This window comes from Polyangium jinanense, assembly GCF_028435265.1.
GTDB classification, from domain to species: Bacteria; Myxococcota_A; Polyangia; order Polyangiales; family Polyangiaceae; genus Polyangium; species Polyangium jinanense.
On record NZ_JAGTJK010000060.1, the window covers coordinates 40,634 to 64,423 of the forward strand.

The following is a 23,790-nucleotide window of genomic DNA, read 5'->3' on the forward strand; positions in this document are numbered from 1 at the left end:
AGGTTCCGGACCCCGCCGGCGGCCAGCCGCTCGCCGCGGTTCGCCTGCGCCGCCGCCAGGCCCGCCTCGGAGAACGCGCCCCAGTCGATGCTGAGCGCCGGGAGCCCGAGCGCCCGCCGGTGGTGCGAAAGCGCGTCGAGGAACGTGTTGGCCGCGGCGTAGTTGCCCTGCCCCGGCGTGCCCAGGAGCCCGGCGGCCGATGCGTACATCACGAAGAAGGACAGCGAAAGCTCGCGCGTCAGCGCGTGCAGGTGCAAGGCGCCCCGGACCTTGGACGCCATCACCGTGCGAAACCGCGCGGGCGTCTGCTGCAGGAGCAGCCCGTCGTCGAGGACGCCCGCGGCGTGGACGACGCCGCGGAGCGGCAGTCCGGACGCGTCGATCTCGCGCAGCACCCGCTCGAGCGCCGCCCGATCGGCGACGTCCGCGCGGGCCACCGTCACGCGCGCGCCCTTCGCCTCGAGCGCCGCCACGGCGGCCTGCTGCGCCGGGGTCGTCGCCCCGGATCGCCCCACCAGCACCAGGTGGCCGGCGCCCTGCTCCGCCAGCCATCCGGCGACGGAGAGCCCCAGCCCGCCCAGGCCGCCGGTCACCAGGTAGCTACCGTCTCGGCGGACGCGCGCGCCTGCCGGCAGGTCCTGCACGCGCCGTCGCTCGAGCGATCGGCGCGAAAGCCGCGCCACGTGGCGCTCGCCGCCGCGCCACGCCACCTCGTCCTCGGCGTCGTCGGCCAGGAGCTCCGCTAGCACGGCGTCGATCTCCCCCGCGGGGCGGTCCGGATCGAGGTCGACCCGGGCACAACGCAAGCGCGTGTGCTCCGCCGCGATGACGCGGCCCAGCCCCAGCGCCATCGCCTGCGCGGCTGCCACCCGATGCCGGGAGCCGCCGCCGAGCGGCTGCGCACCTCGGGTCACGAGCCACAGGCGCGGCAGGTCTCGATCGGCAGCCGCGGCCAGCGCCTTCACCGTGGCGAGCACGCTATCGCAGCCGCACGCAAGCGCCGTCTCGATCGCGTCGGTGTCGAGCTCGCCGCCCGCCTCGAGGTTGCCCAGGTGCACCACCCCCGTGGGGAGCTGCCCGCCGAACGCCGCCCCGAAAAGCGCGCGCGCACCCGCGGCGTCCTCGGGGATCGCCGCGTGCACGGCCAGGTGTCCCGCGGCCTCGAGCGCCGCGCGCGCCCTTTCGCCGAGCTCGCCTCCGCCGAGCAGGAGCCACCGGCCCGCCGCGCGTGCGGGCGCGGGCACCGCGGCGCGCTCCCAGTCGAGCTCGAGGAACCCTTCGTCCTCGGCCTCGCGCGGGCGGCGCTCCTCGGCGAGCCGCTGACTGATGAGGCCAGAGATCTCCGCGACCACGACCCCCGCGCTATCCGCGATCCGGAGGTCGAGGCTCCGCCGGCCTTCGGACACCACGCGACTCCTCGCATGACACCACAGCTCCCCCGTCGGCCGGCGCCACAGCCGCAGCGCGCCCACCTCGACCGGCACCCACGGCGCCCGCTCGCCGTCCCGCGGGCTGCCCACCTGCAGACAGGCATCCAGCAGCGCCGGGTGCAGCCGGTAGGCCGCCGGCGACCCGGCTGCCTCGGGGAGCAGGACGCGCCCGAGCGCTTCGTCCTCCCCACGCCAGAGCTCCACGAGCCCCTGGAACGCCGGACCGTACTGCACCCCCCGCGCGGCGAGCTCCGCGTAGAAGGTCGCGATCGGTGCGTCGACCTCAAGTCGAGCGCGCAGCGCCTCCAGGTCGAGCCTCGCCGGCGCCTCGGCGCGCGGGGTCCGGTTGAGCGCGCCTCGGCAGTGCACCTGCCACGAGCCGCGCTCCGCGCCCGGCACTTGGCTCGCGATCTGGAACCGCAGGCCGGCGGGCTCGCCGGTCGTCACCATCTGCACCGTCACCGCCGCGTCGTCCGAGAACGCCAGGGCGTGCGACAGCGCCACGCCGGCGAGCTCGCAGGGACCTTGGCCGACGACCTCCGCGCAGAGCGCCATCTCCAGGAACGCCGCGCCCGGGAACACGGCCACGCCATGGATCCGGTGATCGTGGAGCCACGGCAAACGCCGGGCGCTCAGGGTCGTCTCCCAGAGGCTGGTCCCTGGCTGGATCGAGAGCGTCTGACGCTCGCCCAGGAGCGGGTGGCCGCCCGCGTGGCCACGACCGCCGCGGCTCGCCTCGGAGCCGGCTTCCGCCTCGATCCAGTGCCGCTCTCGTTGCCACGCGTAGGTCGGCAACGGCACGCGCCGGTGACCGGCGTCGAACAGCCGATCCCAGGCCACGACGTGACCTCGCGCCCACAGCGCGCCCAGCGCCTCGAGCATCGCCGCGCGCTCGTCCTGGCCGCGGCGCAACGAGCCCACCGCCAGGCCCTGCCGCGCCGTCGCGTGGAGCAGCTCCTCGATCGCCGGCACCAGAATGGGATGCGGGCTCACCTCCACGAACAGCCCGTGGCCGTCCGCGAGCAGGGCCTGCACGACCTCGATGAACCGCACCGGCAGCCGCAAGTTGTCGGCCCAGTAGGAGGCCAGGAGCTCCTGTCCCTCCACCGCCGCCCCGGTCACCGTCGAACGCATCGGCACCGTCGAACGGCGCGGCGTGAGACCGGACAGGTCCGCGACCAACTCCTCGCGCAGCCCGTCCACCTGCGGGCTGTGGCTGGCCACGTCCACCTTCACGCGCCGGCAGAACACGCCCCGTGCCTCCAGCGCCGCCATCACCTCGCCCAGCGCACCCGGATCGCCTGCCACCACCGTCGAGCGTGGGCCGTTGCTCGCCGCCACGCTCAGCCGATCCTGGTATCCCGAAAGCGCCGCCTCGGCCTCGGCCGCGGGCAGCTCCACGACCGCCATCTCTCCCCGCCCGCTGATCCGCCGGAGCAGCCGGCTGCGCCGGCAGATGACCGCCGCGGCGTCCTCGAGCGACAGCGCGCCCGCCACGTGCGCGGCCGCGACCTCGCCCATGCTGTGGCCGATCACCACCGCCGGTTCGATGCCGCGCGACCGCCACAACGCGGCGAGCCCCACCTGGATCGCGAACAGGAGCGGCTGCACCACGTCGATCTGGCTCAGCTTCGAGCCCGCCTCGTCGGCGCCGAGCTCCGCAAGCACCGACCACCCCGCCTCGGCCCGGATCGCCCGATCGCACGCCATTAGCGCGTCGCGGAAGACCGGCTCCTCGGTCAGGAGCATCCGGCCCATGCCGATCCACTGCGCGCCCTGACCCGGGAACACGAACACCACGCGGCCCGGCCCGCCGGCGCCGAGGCGCCCGCGCGAGACGCCCGCCGGCGACGCGCCTCGCGCCACCGCGGACAACGACTCCGCGAGCGCCTCGCGCGCGGTCGCCACCACCGCGAGCCGATGCGGCAGCTCGCTGCGCGTGGTCGCCAGGCTGAACGCCACGTCGCCGAGCTGTAGCTCGGGATGCGCCCCGAGGTGTGCCGAAAGCCGTCCCGCCTGTGCTTCCAGCGCCGCCATGCTCCGGGCCGACAGCACCAAAAGCTCCGGCTGAGCCTTCGCTTTCGTCGGCGCCGCCGTCACGGCCGGCACCTCCGCGAGCACCACGTGCGCGTTGGTCCCGCTGATCCCGAACGAGCTCACGCCGGCCACACGGCGCCGGTCGCTGCGCCGAAAGGGCACCGCCTCGGTCGGGATCGCGAAGGGCGTGCCCTCGAACGAGATGCTCGGGTTCAGCGTCCGGAAGTGCAGGTTCTTCGGGATCACCTCGTGCTCGAGCGAGAGCACCACCTTCATCAGCCCGGCGACTCCCGCGGCGGCCTCGAGGTGCCCGAGGTTCGTCTTCACCGCGCCGAGCACGCACGGCGAGCCATCGGCCCGCGGCCCGCCGATCACCTCGCGGAGCGCGGCCGCCTCGATCGGATCGCCCAGCGGCGTCCCCGTGCCGTGCATCTCCACGTAGCCCACCTCGTCGGACGACACACGCGCGCGCGAAAGCGCCGTGCGGAGCAGCGCCTGCTGCGAGAGCACGTTGGGGGCGGTCAGACCGGCCGATCGCCCGTCCTGGTTCACCGCCCAGCCCTCGATCACGGCGCGGATGTGGTCGCCGTCGCGCCGTGCGTCCGACAGCCGCTTGAGCACCAAAAGCCCGCAGCCCTCGCCGCGGACGAAGCCGTTCGCCCGCGAGTCCAGCGTCTTGCAGCGACCATCCGGGGACAGGGCCTGGGTCCCCGCCACCAACGCCATCGTGTAGGGCGACAGCAGGAGCGTGACCCCACCCGCGATCGCCACATCGCAGTCCCCCGCGCGCAGCCCCTGGCACGCCAGCGCGATCGAGACCAGCGACGAGGAGCACGCCGTGTCCACGGAGATGCTCGGCCCCTGCAACCCGAGCGTGTACGAGATCCGGCCGCTCGCGGTGCTCAGCTGGTTGCCGAGGGCGGTGTACGCGTCGACGTCGGAGGTGCCCCGCAGGATCAACCGGTGCTGGTAGTCGAGCGAGTTGAAGCCGACGTAGACGCCCGTCGCGGTGCCCGAGAGCGCCTCCGGCCGCTGTCCGGCGTCCTCCAGCGCTTCCCACGCGATCTCGAGCAAGAGACGCTGCTGCGGATCGAGGCTCTCGGCCTCGCGCGGCGAGATGCCGAAGAACGCCGCGTCGAAGCCATCGACCCGATCGAGCAGCGCCGCGGATCGCGCCGCGGGTTTGTCGCCGGGGAGCGCCTCGGCCGGCCACCGATCGGCCGGGATCTCGCGAATCGCGTCGACGCCACGCACCAGCAGATCCCAGTAGGCGTCCGGACTGTCACCGCCCCCCGGAAACCGGCAGGCCATCCCCACGATCGCCAGCGGCTCGTGCTGGCCGCGCTCCACCACATCACCGTCCGGTGCGGGGAGCGGGGCGACCGAGGGTGCCTCGGCCGCCGGGAGGTCCAGACACGAGAGCAGGTGCTGGGCCAGCGGCGCCACCGCCGGAAACGTGAAGAACAGCGTCGGCTGGAGCCGGAGCCCCAGGCTCTTCTCGAGACGGTTGCGCATCTCGAGGCTCATCAGCGAGTCCAGGCCCAGGCTCTGGAACGGCGTGCCGCGATCGATGCGCGCCGGCGGAACGCGCAGGACCTGACCGAGCTGCTCGGTCACGTGGGCCGCGATCCGCTCCACGCGGTCCGCCGGCGGCGCCTTCGCCAGCACCTCGCGGAGCCCGGAGGGCGCGGGCCCCGCGGGGCGAGCCAGCTCGAGCGGCAGCTCGGAGAGGTAACGCGTACCCGCTGCCTGCGGCGTCGCCTCGAGCCACCGGCGCAGCGAGAGCCGGAACAGCGCCACCTCGGCGCGCGGGTGCGCGAGCACGCGGCCGAACAGCTCGGTGCCCTCCGCCGCCGTGAGGGCCCCGATGCCCCGAGCCGAGAGCCGGAGCCCGCGGCCGTCCTCGACCGCCACGCCCAGCTCCGCGAACAGGCCCCACTGGATGCTCGTCGCCGGCAACCCCTCTGCGGCGCGTGCATGAGCCAGCGCGTCGAGGAAGGCATTACACGCCGCATAGGCCGCCAACCCCGGCACGCCCAGGACCGACGCCATGGACGAGTACATCACGAAGAAGTCGAGCGGCATCTCCCGCGTCGCTTCGTGCAGGTTCCACGCGCCGAGGATCTTCGGCCTCGCGGTGGCCAGGAGCTCCACGTCCGCAAGCTCCAGCACCGTGCGGTCTGCCACCACCGCCGCGGCGTGCACCACGCCGCGCAGCGGCGGTAGATCACGCGAGATCTCACCGACGATCCGATCGACGTCGGCCCGGCGCGAGATGTCACCCTGGACCGCGAGCACCTTCGCGCCGAGCTCCTCCATCGCGCCGATCGACGCACGCGCGGCCTCCCCCGGCGCGCTCCGGCCCAAAAGCACCAGGGAACGCGCGCCCTGCTCGACCATCCAGCGCGCCAGCACGAGGCCGAGCCCACCCAGCCCGCCCGCGATGAGGTACGTCCGATCCGCCGCGATCTTCGCCGGCAGCACGCCCGCTCGCGCCGGCGTGCCCAGGCTCGTCCGCACGAGACGCGCTACGAACCGGCCCTCCGCGCGCAGCGCGATCTGCTCCTCACCGTCGCCCGCGAGGAGCTCGCGCGCAAGGAGTTCTGCCTCGCCGGACAGCGGCACCGCCGGCAGATCGATGCACGTCCACTCGAGCTCCGGGTGCTCCATCGCCGCCGCGCGCGAAAGCCCCCACAGCGGCGCCTGGGCCGCCGAGACCGGACCGGTCCCCACCGCCTGCGCCGCGCGCGTCACCAGGACGAGCCGCGGCGGGTTCCGGAACGCGCGCCGCACGATCGCCTGCGCCAGCACCACCGCTGCGTGCGTTCCGCGGCGAAGATCCGCCTCGAGCGTCGCGGGCGTCGTCTCTGCCCGGGGCGCGGAATCGAGGCTCCCGCAGTGGACCACGCCGCGACAGGCGCCCGCGAGCAGCCGGGAGAGCTCCACCGGCTCGGCCGCGTCGATCTCGATGCACGCCTCGCCCCGTGCGCGCAGCGCCTTCGCCAGCTCCGCGCCGGTGTCGTGCGCGTCGCGGAGGATGATCCACGGCGTTTGCTCACGAGGCCGCGCCTGCGCAGGAGCCCGGGCCGGCAGCTCGCGGTGACGCCAGGCCACGCCGTGGACGAAGTCGTCGAACGGATCGGTCGCGGTCGTACGCGGCGCGAGCTGCGCGTCGCTGAGCTCGAGGAGAACGCCGCCGTCGTCGTCGAGGACCGCGAGCTTCAGGTCTCGCGCGTCGCCGCGGACGTGCACCCAGACCTGCGTCGGCGGGCGCGCGTGCATCCGCACGCGGCCAAACCCGATCGGCACGAGCGTGCGCTCCGCCGAACGCGCGCACACCAGCGCCATCATCACCTGGAAGCAACCATCGAGCAGCGCCGGATGAGCCTGATAGTCGGCCGCCTCGCCCAAGAGCTCCGGCGGCATGCGCACGAGGCCAATCGCCTCGCCGTCTCCCACCCAGATCCGCTCCACACTGCGAAGCCGGGGTCCGTACGCCACGCCAAGCTGCTCGAAACGCGCATAGTGCTCGGCCGCGTCCACTACGCCCGCGCAGCGCGCCTGGATCTCCGTCGGCGTCGTCTCGCACGGCTGCCGCGTCCGCGGCGCGACGTGGAGCTCCGCGACCGCGTGGCGCGTCCACGCCTCCGCTCCCTCCGCGCGACACGCGATCGCCACCGTGGCGCGTCCCGCCTCCCGCGCGATCGCCACCTGGAGCGCGCCGCAGGGCAGCGCCAGCATCCGCTCGAAGCGCACGCCGACGAGCTCGAATCCGTCCACACCGTACAGCGCGGCGCCCGCTGCGAGCGCCATCTCGAGGTACACCCCGCCCGGCAAGATCGCCTCGCCGCCGAGCCGGTGCTCGACGAGCCACGGCGCAGCGTCGAGGATCGCCGGCTGCTCCCAGAGCCGCTCCTCGGGGTGCAGCGAGGATGCGAACGGTACGCCCAGGAGCGGGTGCTCCCCGGCAGCGCGGGAGCTCCGCGGCGCCGCCCGGAGCGGCCGGACCTCCGGCCAGTATCGCTGGCGCTGGAACGCGTACGTCGGCAGGTCGACCCGCCGGAGGCGCGGTTGCCTCCCGGGCTCGCCGCTCGCCATGTCGCCGAGCAGCTCGAAGCACGCGCGGAGGTCGACGCGCTGACCGTGGGCGTGCAGCGCGCCGAGCGACATCAGCATGCGTGCGAGATCGCCGTCGTCGCGCCGCAGCGAGCCGACGACCGCGCCCGCCGCGGCGGCTCCTCCCTCGAGCGTCTCGGTCAGCGCGGGCGCGAGCACCGGGTGCGGGCTGACCTCGACGAAACAGCGGTGCTCGTCCGCGATCGCTCGCTGCACGGCGTCCGCAAACCGGACGGTCTGGCGGAGGTTCTGGTACCAGTACGCGGAATCCAGCTCGCCGCCCGCCACCGGCCCGCCCGTCACCGTCGAGTAGAGCGGGATCGCCGCCGCGCGCGGCGTGATGCCCGAAAGCGCAGTGACGAGCTCCTCCTCCACCGCCTCCACCTGCGCGCTGTGCGACGCGTAGTCCACGCGCACCTTGCGCGCGTAGATCTGCGCGCCCGCGAGCCGGTCGAGCAGGGTCTCAATCGCCTCGGGCTCGCCCGCGACCACCACCGCGCGCGGGCTGCTCACCGCTGCGATCGCCACTCGCGCGCCGAACGGGGCGAGGTACGGGGCGAGCGCGGCGGCGCTGAGCTCCACCGCCGCCATCGCGCCCCGGCCGGCGAGCCGGGTCAGCGCGCGGCTGCGCAGGGCGACCACCGCGGCAGCGTCCTCGAGCGACAGCGCACCGGCCACGTACGCCGCGGCGATCTCGCCCTGGCTGTGCCCGATCACCGCATCCGGCGCGACGCCCATCGCGCGCCACAGCGCCGCGAGCCCGATCATCACCGCGAACAGCGCGGGCTGCACCACATCGACCCGCTCGAGGCTCGGCGCGCCCGGCTCGCCGCGGAGCACCGCCAGCAAGGACCAATCCACGTGCGGCGAAAGCGCGCGCTCGCACGCCGCGATCTGATCGCGGAACACCGGCACCGTGTCGAGCAGCGCGCGCGCCATGCCCGGCCACTGCGAGCCCTGCCCCGGGAACACGAACACGACCTTGCCGCCACCGGTGGACGAGCCCACCACCGCGTGCGGCGTCGGCTCTCCCCGCGCGACGGACGTCAGCGCGTCGAGCAGCCCGGCCCGATCGCGGGCGACCAGCGCCGCACGATGCTCGAGCTGCGCGCGGGTGGTGGCCAGCGAGTACGCGACATCGAGCAGCGGGAGCCCGGGATGCGCCTCGAGGTGCTCGCGCAATCGCGCGGCCTGGGCAGCCAGCGCGGCCTCGCTCCGGGCCGACAGCAGCGCCGGCACCGCGGGCGAAGCTCCGCCCGCCCCCTCCGGCGGCTCCTCGAAAGGCGGCGCCTGCTCCAGGATCACGTGCGCGTTGGTGCCGCTGACCCCGAACGCCGACACGCCGGCCCGCCGCGGTCGCCCTTCCACGACCCAGGGCACCGGCTCGTTCAAGAGCCGCACCGCCCCCATTGACCAGTCGACGTGCGGCGATGGCTCCGCCGCGTGCAGCGTCCGCGGCATCACCCCGTGCTGCATCGCCAGCACCATCTTGATGACCCCGCCCACGCCCGCCGCCGCCTGGGTATGGCCCAGGTTGGACTTCAGGCTCCCGAGCCACAGCGGACGATCTTCGGATCGATCTCGCCCGTAGGTCGAAAGCAGCGCGTGCGCCTCGATCGGATCGCCCAGCCTCGTGCCCGTGCCGTGCGCCTCCACGACGTCGACGTCGTCGGGGCGGAGCCGCGCGTCCGCGAGCGCCTCGCGGATCAACCGCTCCTGGGCCGGCCCGCTCGGCGCCGTCAGCCCCTGGCTCCTGCCGTCCTGGTTGACCGCCGAGCCGCGCAGCACCGCGAGCACCGGATGGCCGTGGCGCCGCGCGTCCGACAGCCGCTCGAGCACCAGCATGCCGGCGCCCTCGCCCCAGCCCGTCCCATCCGCCGCCGCCGAGAACGCCTTGCACCGGCCATCCGGCGAAAGCCCGCGCTGGCGGCTGAACGTGATGAACATGCCCGGGGTCGCCATCACCGTGACCCCACCCGCCAGCGCGAGCGTGCACTCGCCCCGGCGCAGCGACTGAACAGCGAGGTGGATCGCCACCAGCGACGAGCTACACGCCGTGTCCACGGTGAGGCTGGGACCGTGCAGCCCCAGCGCGTACGCGATCCGCCCCGACGCCACGCTCGGCAGGCTGCCAAGGCCGGCGTAGGCCTCGAGATCGCCCGGGGCCTCGCGCAGCAGCGTCGCGTAGTCGCTGTAGACCACCCCCACGAACACGCCGGTCTGGGAGCCGTGCAGCGTCGTCGGGGCAAGGCCCGCGCGCTCCACGGCCTCCCACGTCGTCTCGAGCAGCAGCCGGTGCTGCGGATCGACCGCCAGCGCCTCGCGCGGGCTGATCCCGAAGAGCTCGGCATCGAACTGATCGGCATCGTGGAGGAAGCCTCCCTCGCGCGTGTAGGTCTTGCCCACGGCCTCCGGATCGGGATCGTAGAGCGTCGCCACGTCCCAGCCGCGGTTGTCCGGAAAACCGGAGATGGTGTCGCGCCCCTCGGCCAGGAGCTGCCACAGGTCCTCGGGCATGCGCACGCCGCCGGAGAACCGACAGCCCATCGCCACAATCGCGATCGGCTCGTCGGCGCCGGCCCTCGGATCAGGCGCAGGCGCGGGCGCGGCCTCGGGCTGTCCCCCGAACAACTGGTGGGCGAGGAAGCGCGCGAGCGCTCCGGGCGTCGGGTGATCGAACAGCAGGGTGGTGTGCAGCCGGGCGGCCGTCGCGTCAGCCAGGCGGCCGCGGAGCTCGACCGCCATCAACGAGTCGAGCCCCAGCTCTCGCAACGGCCGCTCGGCCGGCACGGTGCTGGGATCTCCCAGGCCGAGCACGCCTGCGACCTCCACGCGTACCCGCTCGAGCAGGGCGCGCTCGCGGTCCTCGGCCGACAGCGCGCCGAGACGGTGCTGGAGCGAGGGGGCCGCCGCGGCGTGCGCGACCACCGGACGCGCGGCAGGGCCCCCGGCCAGGCCACGGAGCACCGGGGACCTGGCGTGGGCGTACGAGCGCAGCGCGGCGGCATCGAACCGCGCCGGGACGAGCGCAGCGTCGGGTCGCGCGAGGGCGGCGTCGAACAACGCGAGTCCGTCGTCCGGCGACAGCGGGCGCAGGCCGCCGCGCTCGATCCGCTCGAGATCGACATCGGTGAGGCGCGCGTCCATCCCGGCGCCGGTCTGCCAGAGCCCCCAGGCGAGCGCGAGCGCGGGGAGCCCCTGGGTGCGGCGATGGTGGGCCAGCGCGTCGAGAAACGCGTTGGCCGCGGCGTAGCTGGCCTGGCCGGCGCCGCCGACCACCCCCGAGACGGAGGAGAACAGGACGAACGCGGACAGCTCCAGCGCCCGCGTCAACTCGTGCAGGTGCACGGCGGCGTCGAGCTTGGCGCCGAGGACGGCGCGCAGCCGCTCCGGCGTGAGCGCACCGAGGTCGTTGCTGTCGATCACGCCCGCGGCATGAATGACCGCGGTCAGCGGATGCTCGCGCGGGATCCCGGCCAGCAGCGCCTCGAGCGCGGCCCGGTCGGCGGCATCACACGCGGCGATGGTGACGCGTGCCCCGGCGGCCTCGAGCTCGCGGCCGAGCGCGTCGGCGCCGGGAGCCGCGGGGCCCTGCCGCGACACGAGCACGAGGTGCGCCACGCCGTGGGCGCGGACGAGGTGGCGGGCGAGCAACCCGCCGAGGGCCCCGGTGCCGCCGGTGATCAGCACCGTGCCCCCCGGCGCGAGCGGCCGCGGCACGGTGAGCGCTCGCTCGACCCGCGCCGGCGCGAGCCGAGGGACCAGACATGTCCCCCGGCGCAGCGCGAGCTGGGTCTCCGCCGCGTCTCCTCCGGTGAACCGCACCTCGCGCGAGGCCTCGGTGTCGTCGCTGTCGACCAGCAAGATGGATCGATCGAGGTGCTCGCTCTGCGCGGACCGGACCAGTCCCCACAGCGGTGCGTGGACGAGGTCGGGCACGTCCTCGCCGGAGCGCGCGGCAACCGCCCCGCGGGTCAGCACGACGAGGCGCGACGAGGCCAACCGCTCGTCGGCGAGCCACGCCTGGAGCTGCGCGAGCAGCCGCGCGGTGGCCTCGTGAGCCCCGGCGATCACGTCGGCTGGCGCCGCGGCGGCGCCGCGCGAGCACCACGGCACCACGACCGCATCAGGAGCCGAGGCGCCGCGATCGAGCGCGGCGATCAGCGCGGCGAGATCGGGGTGGCGCTCGAGCGCAACACCGGCGGGCCCTAGCTCGAGCCCCTCGGGTGCACCGACGAGCGTCCAGCGCTCGGATCGCTGCGGCGCGGGAGCGATCGACAGCTCGGTCCACTCGAGCCGCAGCAGCGCGTCCTCCGCGCGGCTGGCTCTCGGCGCATCGAGCCAGTGCCGCTGGCGCTGGAACGCGTACGTCGGCAGCTCGACCCGCCGCGGGCGGATCGCAACTTCGCGTCGATCGAAGTACGCGCTCCAGTCGACGCGGTGGCCGCGCGTGTGCAGCGCGCCGACCGCCGCCGCGACGGTCACGTCCTCCGGCTGATCCTTGCGCAGGATCGCCACGACGCCCGCCCGCTCGCCCTCGTGCGTCACAGGCTCCACCGCGTCCTGCGCCAGCGCGGACAGCACGGCGTGCGGCCCGAGCTCGAGGAAGGTGTGGACGCCCTCGCCGTGCAGCGCGCGGATCCCGTCGGCGAACCGCACCGCCTGCCGGACGTGGTCGACCCAGTACCCCGGCGAGCTCAGCTCCGCGTCCGTCGCCATCCGCCCCGTCACGTTCGACGCGATCGGGATCTGCGCAGGCCGGTACGTGAGCCCCTCCGCGACCCGCCGGAAGGCCTCCAGCATCCCGTCCATGTGGTGCGAGTGGAACGCGTGGCTCACCCGCAGCCGCGTCGTCTTCCGCCCCTGCGCCTCGAACCGCGCGGCCACCTCCCCCACCGCCGCCGCGTCCCCGCTCACCACCGTCGACGTCGGCCCGTTGATCGCCGCGATCTCCGCGCCCGCCGCCCGCCGCGCCGCCAGCAGCGCCCGCACCTCTTGCTCGGACGCCTGCACGGTCACCATCGCCCCGCCACCCGGCAGCCCCTGCATGAGCCGCGCGCGCGCGCCCACCAGCGCGCACGCGTCCGGCAGCGACAGCACCCCGGCGACGTGCGCCGCCACGAGCTCCCCGATCGAGTGCCCGAGCAAGAGGTCGACCTTACCGCCCCACGACGCGAGCAGCCGGAACAGCGCGACCTCCAGCGCGAACAGCGCCCGCTGCGCGTACAAGGTCTCGTCGAGCAGCGCCGCGGCCTCGCTCCCCTCGGCGGCGAACATCACCTCGCGCAGCGGCCGCCCTCCCTCGGCAACCGCGGCGTCGAGGTACGCGCACGCCGCGTCGAGGGTCTCCCGGAACACCGGGTACGCGTCGTACAGCCCGCGGCCCATCCCCGGCCGCTGGCTGCCCTGTCCGGTGAACAGCACCGCCAGCTTGCCATCGCCGGTCCGCGAACCCACCACCGCGCGTGGCGTGGGCAACCCCTGCGCAAAGGACGCGAGGGCACCGAGCAGCTCGGCGCGCTCGCGGGCGACGAGCGCCACGTGATGCGCGAGCTGCGAGCGCGTGGTGACCAGCGAGTACGCGACATCCACCAGCGCGAGCTCGGGACGCGCGACGAGGTGCTCACGCAGCCGCGCGGCCTGGGCGCGCACCGCGGCCTCGCTCTTGGCCGACAGCACCACCGGCACCGGCGGCACCACGGCCGGCGCGGCTCGTTCGACCTCGACCGAGGCGTCCCGCGGCGCCTCCTCCAAAATCACGTGCGCGTTGGTCCCCGAGATGCCGAACGACGACACGCCCGCGCGGCGCGCCCGCCCCGCGGCATCCCGGGGCCACGGTCGCCGCTGATCGACGACCGCCACCGGCAGCGCGTCCCAGTCGATGCGCGGATTGCGCGGCGAAGTGTGCAGCGTCGCCGGCAGCGCCTCGTGGCGCAGCGAGGCGATCACCTTCGCCACGCCCACAAGCCCGGCCGCCCACTCGAGGTGGCCGACGTTGGTCTTCACCGCCCCGAGCAGCAGCGGCCGGTCCGCCGGGCGCTCCCGCCCGTACACCGCGCCGAGCGCGTGGACCTCGATCGGATCGCCGAGCGCCGTCCCCGTGCCGTGGCACTCGACGAAGTCGACGTCGGCCGGCGCGAGCCCCGCGTCGTCGAGCGCCGCGCGCACGACCTTCTGCTGCGACGTCCCGTTGGGCACCGTGAGCCCGCTCGACGCGCCGTCGTGGTTGATCGCGCTGCCGCGGATCAGCGCCAGGACCTCGCGCCCCGCCGCGCGCGCATCCGACAGCCGCTCGAGCGCGAGCACGACCACGCCCTCGCCGCGCCCGTAGCCGTCGGCCTGCGCCGAGAACGTCTTGGACCGGCCGTCCGGCGAAAGCGCCCGCGCGCGACACATCCGCACGAAGCCGTCGGCCGAGGCCAGCACGTTCACGCCCGCCGCCAGCGCGAGCCTGCACTCGCCGTGGCGCAGCGCCTGACATGCCAGGTGGAGCGCCACCAGCGACGACGAACACGCCGTGTCGACCGACAGCGCCGGGCCTTGCACCCCGAGCGTGAACGAAAGCCGCCCCGCCGCCAGCGACGGGCTCGTCCCCAGCATCGCGTGCGCCTCGGTGGACGGCGCACCGTGCAGCGACAGGTAATCCCCCGGCCCGACCCCGACGTAGATCCCCGTCTGCGAGTCCCGCAGCGTCGCCGGCACGATGCCCGCCTGCTCGAGCGCCTGCCAGGCCGTCTCGAGCAGCAGCCGATGCTGCGGATCGATGTGGTTGGCCTCGAACGGGCTGATCCCGAAGAACGCCGCGTCGAACAGGTCGATCCGATCGAGCAGCGCGGCCTCGCGGACGTAGCTCTTCCCGGGCGCCGCCGGATCGGGATCGTAGACCGCGCCGGCGTCCCAGCGGCTCGCCGGGATCGGACCGACCGCGTCGATCTCGCCCTCGAGCAGGCGCCACAGGCCGTCGGCGTCGTCGGCGCCGCCCGGCAGCCGGAGCGCGAGGCCGACGATCGCGATCGGCTCGTCGCTCGACGCAAGCGCCCGCGGGATCACGCGCGCTTCGTCCGTCGGGTCCCCGGACGCCCCGAGCGCCGATGCGAGCGCCGCGCGGAGGAACGCCGCGAGGTGGTGGGGCGTCGGATGATCGAACGCGACGCTGGAGGAGAGCGCGACGCCCGTGGCGTGCTCCAGCCGGAGCCGGAGCTGGGTCACCGTCCACGAATCGAGGCCCTGATCGAAGAACCCCGTGTGCGAATCGATCGACGACGTGTCGGAGTGGCCGAGCACGGCGGCGGTCTCGGCGCGCACGATCGCAAGCAGGTGGCGCAGTCGATCCGGATCGGACAGTGCGCGCAGCCGGCCGAGCAGCGCCGGGTCCCCGGCCTCCGACCACGACGAGGGCACCGGCGCGGGCTCGGTGGGCGCGGCCTCGGCGCGAGGCCTCCCCGGCGCCGCGCGCCAGAACCGCTGTCGCTGAAACGCGTACGTCGGCAGCTCGACCCGCCGCGGCCGCCGCGGCTGGTAGTACGCGCTCCAGTCGACCGGCTGCCCGAGACAGTGCAGCTCGCCAAGCGAGCAGAGGAAGCGCGAAAGATCGCCGTCGTCGCGCCGGAGCGAGCCGACGACAGCAGCCGGCACGCCGGCGTGCTCGAGCGTCTCGCCGAGCGCGAGCCCGAGCACCGGGTGCGGGCTCACCTCGACGAACGAGCGATGTCCGTCAGCGGCGAGGCGCTCGATCGCGTCCGCAAACCGGACGGTCTGCCGGAGGTTGGAATACCAGTACCCGGCGTCGAGCTCGTCGCCCGCAAGCGGTGTGCCGGTGACGGTGGAGTAGAGCGGGATCCGGGCGGCGCGCGGCACGATGCCGGCGAGTCCCGCCACGAGCTCCGCCCGGACGGCCTCGACCTGCGCGCCGTGCGAGGCGTAGTCGACGCGGACCTTCCGCGCGAACACCCCCGCCGCCGACAGCGCGCCGAGCAACGTGTCCACGGCGTTCGCGTCCCCCGAGACCACCGTGGCGCGCGGACTGTTGATCGCGGCGATGGCCAGGCGATCGCCGAACGGCGCCGCGTGAGGCGCGAGGGCGTCAGCGCCGAGCTCGACGGCGGCCATCGCGCCGTGGCCGGCAAGCCGGGTGAGCGCGCGGCTGCGCAGGGCGATCACCGCGGCGGCATCTTCGAGCGACAGCGCACCCGCGACGCAGGCCGCGGCAATCTCGCCCTGGCTATGGCCGACGACCGCGTCGGGCTCGATGCCCATCGAGCGCCACAGCGCGGCGAGCGAGACCATGACGGCGAACAACGCCGGCTGCACGACATCGACGCGGTCGAGCGCGGGCGCGGCCGCGAAAGCGCCGTCGCCACGCAACACGTCGAGCAGCGACCAGTCGACATGGCGCGCCAACGCGCGCTCGCAGGCGAGGAGCTGCTCGCGAAACACCGGCGCGCTGTCGAGGAGCGCCCGCCCCATGCCCTGCCACTGCGAGCCCTGGCCGGGAAAGACGAACACCACCTTGCCGCCGCCGGTGCGCCGGCCGACGACCGCGTGTGGCGCGGGCCGTCCCGCGGCGAGCGCATCGAGCGCATCGAGCAGCTCCCGCCGATCATGCGCCACGATCGCGGCGCGGTGCTCGAGGCACGAGCGGGTGGTGGCGAGCGAGAAGGCAACGTCGACCAGCGCAAGCTCGGGGCGACCAACCAGGTGCTCGCGCAGCCGCTCGGCCTGACCGCGCAGCGCGGTCGCGCTCCGGGCCGACAGCACCACCGGCACTGGCTCGGCCGGCGCCTCCTCGCCGGAGGCCCGCGTCGCCCCGAGCACGAACAACCTCGCGCGGGCCTCGGCGAGCGACCGCCGCTCGTCGTCCCCCCCGCGGGTGGCGTCCATCGGGCGGCGGAGCGCCGCCAGCACCTCCGCCGGCGCACCACGTGCCGCGACGCTCTCGGCGAGCGCGAACGCGAGCACCGGGTGCGGCCCGAGCTCGACGAACACACCGTGATCCTCCGCGAGCAGCTCGATGACCGCGCCGAGCTGCACCGGACGGCGCAGGTTACCGGACCAGTACCCCCCGCCCAGATCGGCGCCGTCGACCCGGCCGCCCGTGACCGTGGACCACATCGGGATCCGCGGCCGCCGCGGCTTTAGATCCTGCAGCGACGCCTCGAGCTCCTCGAGGAGCGGCGCGGTCATCCGCGGGCTGTGGCCCGCCACGTCGACGCGGATCACGTGGCTCGCGGTGCCGCGCGCACGCCACGCCTCCACGAGCGCGTGCACGGGCTCCGCTGCGCCGGAGATCACCGCCTGGCGCCGGCTGTTCACCGCCGCGAGCTCGACCTGGCCGGCGTACGGCGCGAGCATCGCCGCCACCTCGGCCGCCGGCAGCTCGACCACCGCCATCGCGCCCGGCCCCGCCGCCCCGGCCTGCACGCGGCTGTAGTGATGGATGACCCGCGCGGCGTCCGCCAGATCGAGCGCCCCCGCGACGTAGGCCGCGGCCACCTCGCCAGCGCTGTGGCCGACGATCGCGTCCGGCTCGACGCCGTACGCGCGCAGGGTCTCGGCCAAGGCCACCTGCACCGCGAAGAGCAGCGGCTGCACGAACACCGTGTCGTCGAACCGCGACGACGCCGCCGGCTGCACGAGATCCTCGACGATCGACCGGCCGAGCAGCGGACCGAGCGCGCGATCGCTCCGCAGCACCGACGCGCGGAACACCGGCTCGCTCGCGAACAGCTGCCGGCCCATGCCCGCCCACTGCGCGCCGAGCGGCGAGAACACGAACACCACGCCGGGACGCGCCGGCGCGCGGTGCCCCACGCTCAGACCGGCGTGCGGCACCCCGCCCAGGAACGCGTCCAGGGCCTCGATCGCCTCGCCGGACGAGCGCACCACGGCGGCCAGGCGATGACACCCGGACGCTCCCTCGGCTCGATCCGCCGGCTGCCCCGAGGCGCCGGCTGCGCTCGCAGCGAGCAACTCGCCGAGTCGCGAGTCCGCCGGCGCGTCCGCGAGCTCGCGACGCAGCCCTCTCGCGCGCTCGGCAAGCTCCTCCTCCGCCGGCGCCGAAAGCGCGAGCAGGTGTACGTCCGGTGCCGGCCCCTCGAGCACCGCGTGGGCGTTGGTACCGCCCCAGCCGAACGAGCTCACGCCTGCCAGCGCGCGCTCCGACGCCGCCGCTGGCCACGGCTCGAGCGCGGTCGGGACGCGGAGCCCCAGCGCGCCGAACTGGATCGCCGGGTTCGGCGGCTCGGCATGGAGGCTCGCCGGCACCTGCCGGTGCTGCATCGCGAGCACCGCCTTGAGCAGCCCCGCGATCCCCGCCGCCCCCTCGGTGTGGCCGATGTTCGTCTTCGCCGAGCCCACCAGTAGCGACCGCTCCGCCGCCCGCGCGCCGCCGAGCACGGCCCCGAGCGCTCCGAGCTCGATCTGATCGCCGAGCGGCGTGCCCGTGCCGTGCGCCTCGACGTAGTGCACGGCCCCCGGCTCGATCCCCGCGCGCGCGTACGCCTCGCGCAGCACCGCCTCCTGCGCCTCGGGGCTCGGCGCCGTCAGCCCGTAGCTCGCGCCGTCGTTGTTGACCGCCGTCGCGCGCACGATCGCGTAGATCCGATCGCCGTCTTGCTGCGCGTGCGACAGCCGCTTCAGCACGATCACCCCACCGCCCTCGCCGCGACCGAAGCCGTCGGCGTTCGCGCTGAACGCCTTGCACCGCCCGTCCGGCGAAAGCCCGCCGAACTTCGACACGAACACCATCGTCTCGGGCGAAAGCAGCAGGTTGACGCCGCCCACCAGCGCCACCTCCGCCTCGCCGCTCCGCAGGCTGTGCCCCGCGTAGTGCAGCGCCACCAGCGCCGACGAGCTCGCCGTGTCGACCACCACGCTCGGGCCTCGCAGCCCCAGCACGTACGACACCCGGTTCGCGATCATGTTCGGCGCCTGCCCTGTCGCGCGGTGCGCGGCCATGCCCGCCGCGTCGCCCGCCGTCAGGTCCGCCCAGTCGTGCCACATCGAGCCGAAGAACACGCCCGTCGCGCTGCCCTCGAGCGACCGCGGCGGGATCCCCGCGTGCTCCAGCGCCTCCCACGACAGCTCCAGCGAAAGCCGCTGCGCCGGATCCAGCTCGTTCGCCTCGCGCGGCGAGATCCCGAACACCCCCGGATCGAACCGATCGACGTGCTCGAGCAGCGCCGCGCGGCGGCTCACCGCCTTGCCCGGCGCGCTGCGATCTTCGTCGAAGTACGCGTCCGCATCCCACCGCTCTCTGGGCACCTCGCCCGTCGCATCGACTCCTTCGGCCAGCAAGCGCCAGTACGCGTCCAGATCGGGCGCCCCGGCGAATCGACACGCCATCCCCACGATGGCCAGCGGCTCGTCGCGCCGGTCACTCGAGCCAGATTGGGCCGGTACCGTCAATGGCGCTCCGTGCGCGCGCGCCTCCGGCTCGCCGGCGACCGCGTAGCGCGCCAGCGCCTCGATTGTAGGGTGCTCCCACATCGCGGTCGCGCTCAATCTCCGGCCGACCAGCGCCTCCAGCTCGCGCAGGATCTCGAGCGCCTGCCTCGAGTCGAGGCCGAACCGCGCGAACGGGGCGTCGAGGTCGATCCCTGCCTGCTCCTCTGGCGGCGCGGCGCCCAAAAGCGCCGCCATTCGCGCGACGAGCCATTGTCTGATCGCGTCGATGGTCTGAGGCGACGAGCTCGCCTCGGAAAAGAACTGCGCGACCTTCAATGTTCCTCCGTGCCAAAGCCGTGACACGCGGCACCCCAATACCAGGTAAGTCGTACTTGTCCAGGACAGAAACTACCTTACCTATCGGAATGTATTGTAAGCCACCCACCGTCTGATAAAGATCAATCTGATTCGAGTTCTCCGTCATCAGCACTCAATAAGACAGTGTCGTCCGTGGCCGCGAGGATCGGGGAATGAGACGAAAATGCCCGCGAAGAAGTAGGGCCGCAACGAAGCCGAGCCGACGGAGCGCTGCGCGCCGTAAACGCGGAGGCGGACGGACACATACGATCGAAGCAGAGATGTTCTGCACAATTTACCGCAATGGGCGGTGAAGCGTTTTCGCAATAGGAGAAACCGCCTGAAACCGCGCAGCCCACCGTCCGGCCAGGATGACACCCGTGATGTGAACATCCCCGCCTCGGAAACGACCTTGGAGGGCCGGCAGGTCTGTGATGCCATCGAGCGCGAATACACAAAGAAAGTCACGAGCCCGCAAGCAATGGAATGCGGGGCGGAAACGGCTCGAGCGGCAGGGTGCACCGCGGTCGTCCTGGGGGCCGTGCGGAGAGAAGGGTGCCGGGCGCTGCTCAGCTTGGCCGGGCCGTCGCCGTGCGGCTCGACGCAGTGGGCCTGCAGCGGATCGGCGCCGGGGGTCGAGGTCGCACGCGCCGTCTCACCGGGCCGGCGCTTGCTCGGTGCTCTTCTCGCGGTCGAGGGCCCCCTCGGCCGGCTGGCTGTTAACGCTTTCTCCGCTTGATAACGAGGCTCGGGACTGGGCCTCAGAATTCATTCCGAATTTTGGGGAGCGGTGACATGGGGGATGGCGGACGCCAGGGCGGCGGGTGAGGGCCGCCGGGGGCTCATCGCTGAAGTGCTCGACTTCGGTCCGTCGTGCCTTGGGCGACGAATGAGCGACTCCGCGGTTTGGCTGACCGAGCATGTCTTGCCGGCAGTGCAAATTCGGCAATGGGTACGCTCGCTGCCGCGGGGATCATGCGTGGTCGTGGGGTACGACCGGAAGTTCGTGTGGATTGGCTCGCGGGCGAGTGAGGAGACCTCGGCTCCCCCATCTCCGCGCCCGCCTCCCCACGCCACCCGGACGCCCCTCCCGCTTGCCAGGAATTTGCCAGAACCCGTGTCCAGACCTGTCCCCGTCTGTCCACTCCTGGCCACGACCGGACCGCTTTAACTACTGACAATTCCTACAGAAATCAGCGGAGGAGAAGGGATTCGAACCCCTGGTACCCTTCCGGGTACGGCGGTTTTCAAAACCCGGTCGGCTCCTCCGCGGCGTCATGTCCAGCCCTCCCCCGAACCCTGCGGGAACAGGCAGAAAACCTAGCCTGATCGCGTGCTTGGGACAACCCCGCAGGGGTTCGGGCGGGGAGCTGGAAGGCGACGGGACAGGACCTAGCGTAACCCCTCGCGACGATGGGCGTGTGAATGGTGTGTGAATGGTCGTGAAGACCTCCTTGCGCCTGGAGTCGCCGTAGGACACTGGGAGCACAGGGTCTGCGAGAGATGCCTCGCCGCGAGGCTGCACCTCCGGAGCGACGTTGGCCGAGGTGATGGACTCGAAGCATGGTAGTGAGCAAGGTACCAGCAGGCCGCCTCGCAGCGGCTCCGAGTGCAAGTGTGCCCACTCTCCGGCGCCCGAGATCGAAGCGACCAGGGGGCGCCCGACGTCTTCCCGTCGATTGGAGCGAGGTGTCAGCTCACACGGCCACCCCTTCATCCCTCAACCTGTCGGCGGCGGCGTCGAGAGACGGACCGGGCTTGTCCTCATCGAAGGGCGGCAGAGGGATGACCTTCTCCGCGGGGGCGACATCGCGCAGAAGACGTTCCTCGTCCCTGCCTACCCGCTTCTTCACCTCATCGACGGTAGCGTGGACATCTGGATCATCGCGCTTCTCATACCAAACATGCAGCTGCTCGAAGGCGGGACCATCAACTGCATGGCCATTCGCTGCCTTGTCCAACAGCGCGACATGCGGATGAGCCGTAGTCTTTCCCGAAAAAAACGTGACGGCGCCCTTCTCGAAGAAGTCGTCGGTCTTGATGCCGTAGGCATAGAGAATTGCAACTCTTGGGGAAAGGGTCACTGAGTCGGTCGAGCGCCCGACGTCCGGCTTGAGGAGCGCGTCGTAGTCGTGCATCACGTGATCGGCCATCTCAAGAGAACCGATGGCGGTGCCCCCGATGCTCGCGATGAGCGTGCGAAGATACTCCTGCTTCCCTAGAGCTGGCGGAATGAAGCCGATTACACTTTCGTGACGAGCGGCCAAAATCTTCTTTAGTGACGAGATCAAGAAGTCGCACACTTCGTCATCCACCGCCTTGGCCTCCAACGCCACGTTCGCGACTTGCCAAGACGGTCCGACGCCGACCGTGCAGGCGAGCTTCACAGCCACCGGATGACTGAACCCGCGGTAGAGCCGGCCTTCCATACCCCTTAGAGACTCGAAGTCACCCACAGTTTCCTCCTGGCGGCAGCCTAGCGTCTGCCGAGTCTGGCACGATCCTGGGCCCTGGGTGGAGCTAGGCGCGAACGCGCCCGCCCGGTAGCATACGTCGCCGAGATGACGGACTGGTTCTACAAGGCGACGCCGACGAAGGTCTCGTTCGAGGACACGCGAGACCTCGCAGTGAACGAGGGCTTCCTCTGCCGCTCCGCGTTCGAGGGGAACAAAAGCCGGGCCGACAACACCCGGCATGTGGACTTCGGCGACCTCCTGCACCTCTACTTCACCGGCGACGGCGACCCGAAGGTCATCGGCAGCTTTCAGGTCGTCGGTCCGAACAAGCACGCCGACCCCGGCCGCTTCGGGAAGTGCGTCAGGGGCACCAGGCTCTTCGAGGTCGCCGACCCCGTCTTCGAGAGCAGGCTTCACGCCATGAGGGGAAACGAGGGCTACGAACCCGACCCGGTTCTGAAGAAGATGACGGGTTGGATCCTGCTCGCTCGCCCCGATATTACGACTCCGCCGTACGCCGAGGCGCCTTTCAGATACAAGATGACGCTGGTGCGGCGGCGCTGACGCCATCGACGGGCGGACGCTTCCACCAACCACGGGCGACACGCTGGCGGATGAACTCCGCCACGTTCGCCGGATAGCTCGCAGAGCGTTTCGTCATAAGCTCCTCGGCTCAACAGGGAGGGGTGCGCCGTGCTCAATGCCCATGACGTCTTCGAGCTTCTGTTCGCTCCTGGCCAGGCGACAGCCTGGTGGGCGAACCTCGACGGCGAGGACAACAAGAAGAAGAAGACGGGACGGCTCCTTGTTCACACGCTGAGCGACTGGCTCAAGAAGCAGCCTCACGGCTCAGGACAGTACCGCGAGCGCATGCAGTACTTCTTCTCGTCGCACGCGCAGTCGCGCGTGGACCGTCGCTTCGACGGCGTCGGCGTGGAGGAGAAGGTCATCGAGCTCAAGTACGACAAGCTCATCGACGGCGCACTCGGGCGCTCGCTGGTGTGGGTGCTCGGAGGCCGGCCGAAGGACGTCCCACGGAGCGATGCTGCCGCCATCGGGCTCTGCGTCATCAGGGCGGGCTCGGCGCCCATGTCGGCCGAGCTCACCAACGCCTTCATCCCTGCGGTCATCGCCGCCCAGCGCGAGAACGTGCACGTCGTCTTCGTGCACGGCGAGCACGGCGAACGGTGGCCGAAGCACCTCGGCTTGCGCGAACGATTGCCGGGCTGGCTGAGCGTGAAAGAAGAGCCGTCTAGTTGGTACCTCGAGCCGCCGTCGCTCGCCGATGCCGAAGCGCTCGAACAGATCGAGCGGCCCACGAAGATGAACAAGACGCTGTTCGGCAAGCGCCCTTGCTTCACCGAGGACACCGGCCACACCGGCAAGAAGATCGCCATCGCGTCGTGGTCAAACCACTGGCAGATGATGGACGTCGCGCTGACGCTGCGGGGCCTGGGCTACGCGGCGGTGAAGATGTTCTACTCCGGCAGCTCGAAGTTGGTGCCTGCCGGGCGGGGCGTAGAGAAGAACATCCGCACTGCGATGAAGTCGAAGTTCAGCATTGATCTCGACTGGGGCGTCGCTCTCGACTGATCGCGAACGAGGAGGCCGTGCGTGGTGACGCGCCTCGTGCTCGGGCTGCTGGCGCCTGGCCGCTCCCGTAGACGAGTTCGGCGAAGGTGAAGAGGGGCTTGGAATGCGCTCCGGGATGAGGCAGCAAGCTGTACGCCGCGCGAGCGTACTGCATCTCCCTCTGCCGCGCGGACGCGTCGTTGGTCGCCACCTTGAACGTCTTCAGCGCCCTCGTCCGGCTCCGCCGACACGGTCGTGAACTGGGGTGCGGCGTCGATGACCTCGCGCTGTGACTATGTGACGGCGTGCGCTAGTACATCATCCCCAAAGTTCGTAGTCGTTCCCATCCCTCCGCGCCCTCCTCTTTGGGTTCGTCCGAGAGCAACGGGGGTTCGTCATGGAAACATCCTTCCCTGTTGTTCTGTTCAGGGGCACAT

Annotated in this window: 4 protein-coding genes and 1 tRNA gene (1 of these 5 running past the window's edge); 2 read left to right on the plus strand and 3 right to left on the minus strand. The window is 72.6% G+C overall.

Translation table 11 applies throughout. From position 1 onward, the window contains the following. The 3 genes from KEG38_RS47460 to KEG38_RS47470 form a co-directional block, all read right to left on the minus strand. A protein-coding gene (locus KEG38_RS47460) for a type I polyketide synthase (protein ID WP_272427524.1) crosses the window boundary here: on the minus strand, nt 1-19,331 show its 5' portion. The gene continues 550 nt to the left of window position 1, outside the view; the window shows 19,331 of its 19,881 coding nt (coding positions 1-19,331); the start codon lies at nt 19,329-19,331; its stop codon lies beyond the left edge, outside the window. 1,191 nt (nt 19,332-20,522) lie between these two features. Next, a tRNA-OTHER gene (locus tag KEG38_RS47465) sits at nt 20,523-20,594 on the minus strand. A 428-nt stretch (nt 20,595-21,022) separates the two neighbouring features. After that, nucleotides 21,023-21,781, minus strand: coding sequence for a hypothetical protein (locus KEG38_RS47470; RefSeq protein ID WP_272427525.1), 759 nt, complete (start codon nt 21,779-21,781; stop codon nt 21,023-21,025). A gap of 105 nt (nt 21,782-21,886) precedes the next feature. On the opposite strand from KEG38_RS47470, the gene KEG38_RS47475 reads away from it, so the two are divergent. Both KEG38_RS47475 and KEG38_RS47480 read left to right on the plus strand, forming a co-directional pair. After that, a complete protein-coding gene (locus KEG38_RS47475; protein WP_272427526.1) occupies nt 21,887-22,345 on the plus strand; it encodes a hypothetical protein in 459 nt (152 codons plus the stop codon). Between the two features lie 129 nt (nt 22,346-22,474). After that, nucleotides 22,475-23,374, plus strand: a complete 900-nt coding sequence (locus tag KEG38_RS47480; protein WP_272427527.1) for a hypothetical protein — start codon at nt 22,475-22,477, stop codon at nt 23,372-23,374. The last annotated feature ends 416 nt before the right edge of the window (nt 23,375-23,790 follow it).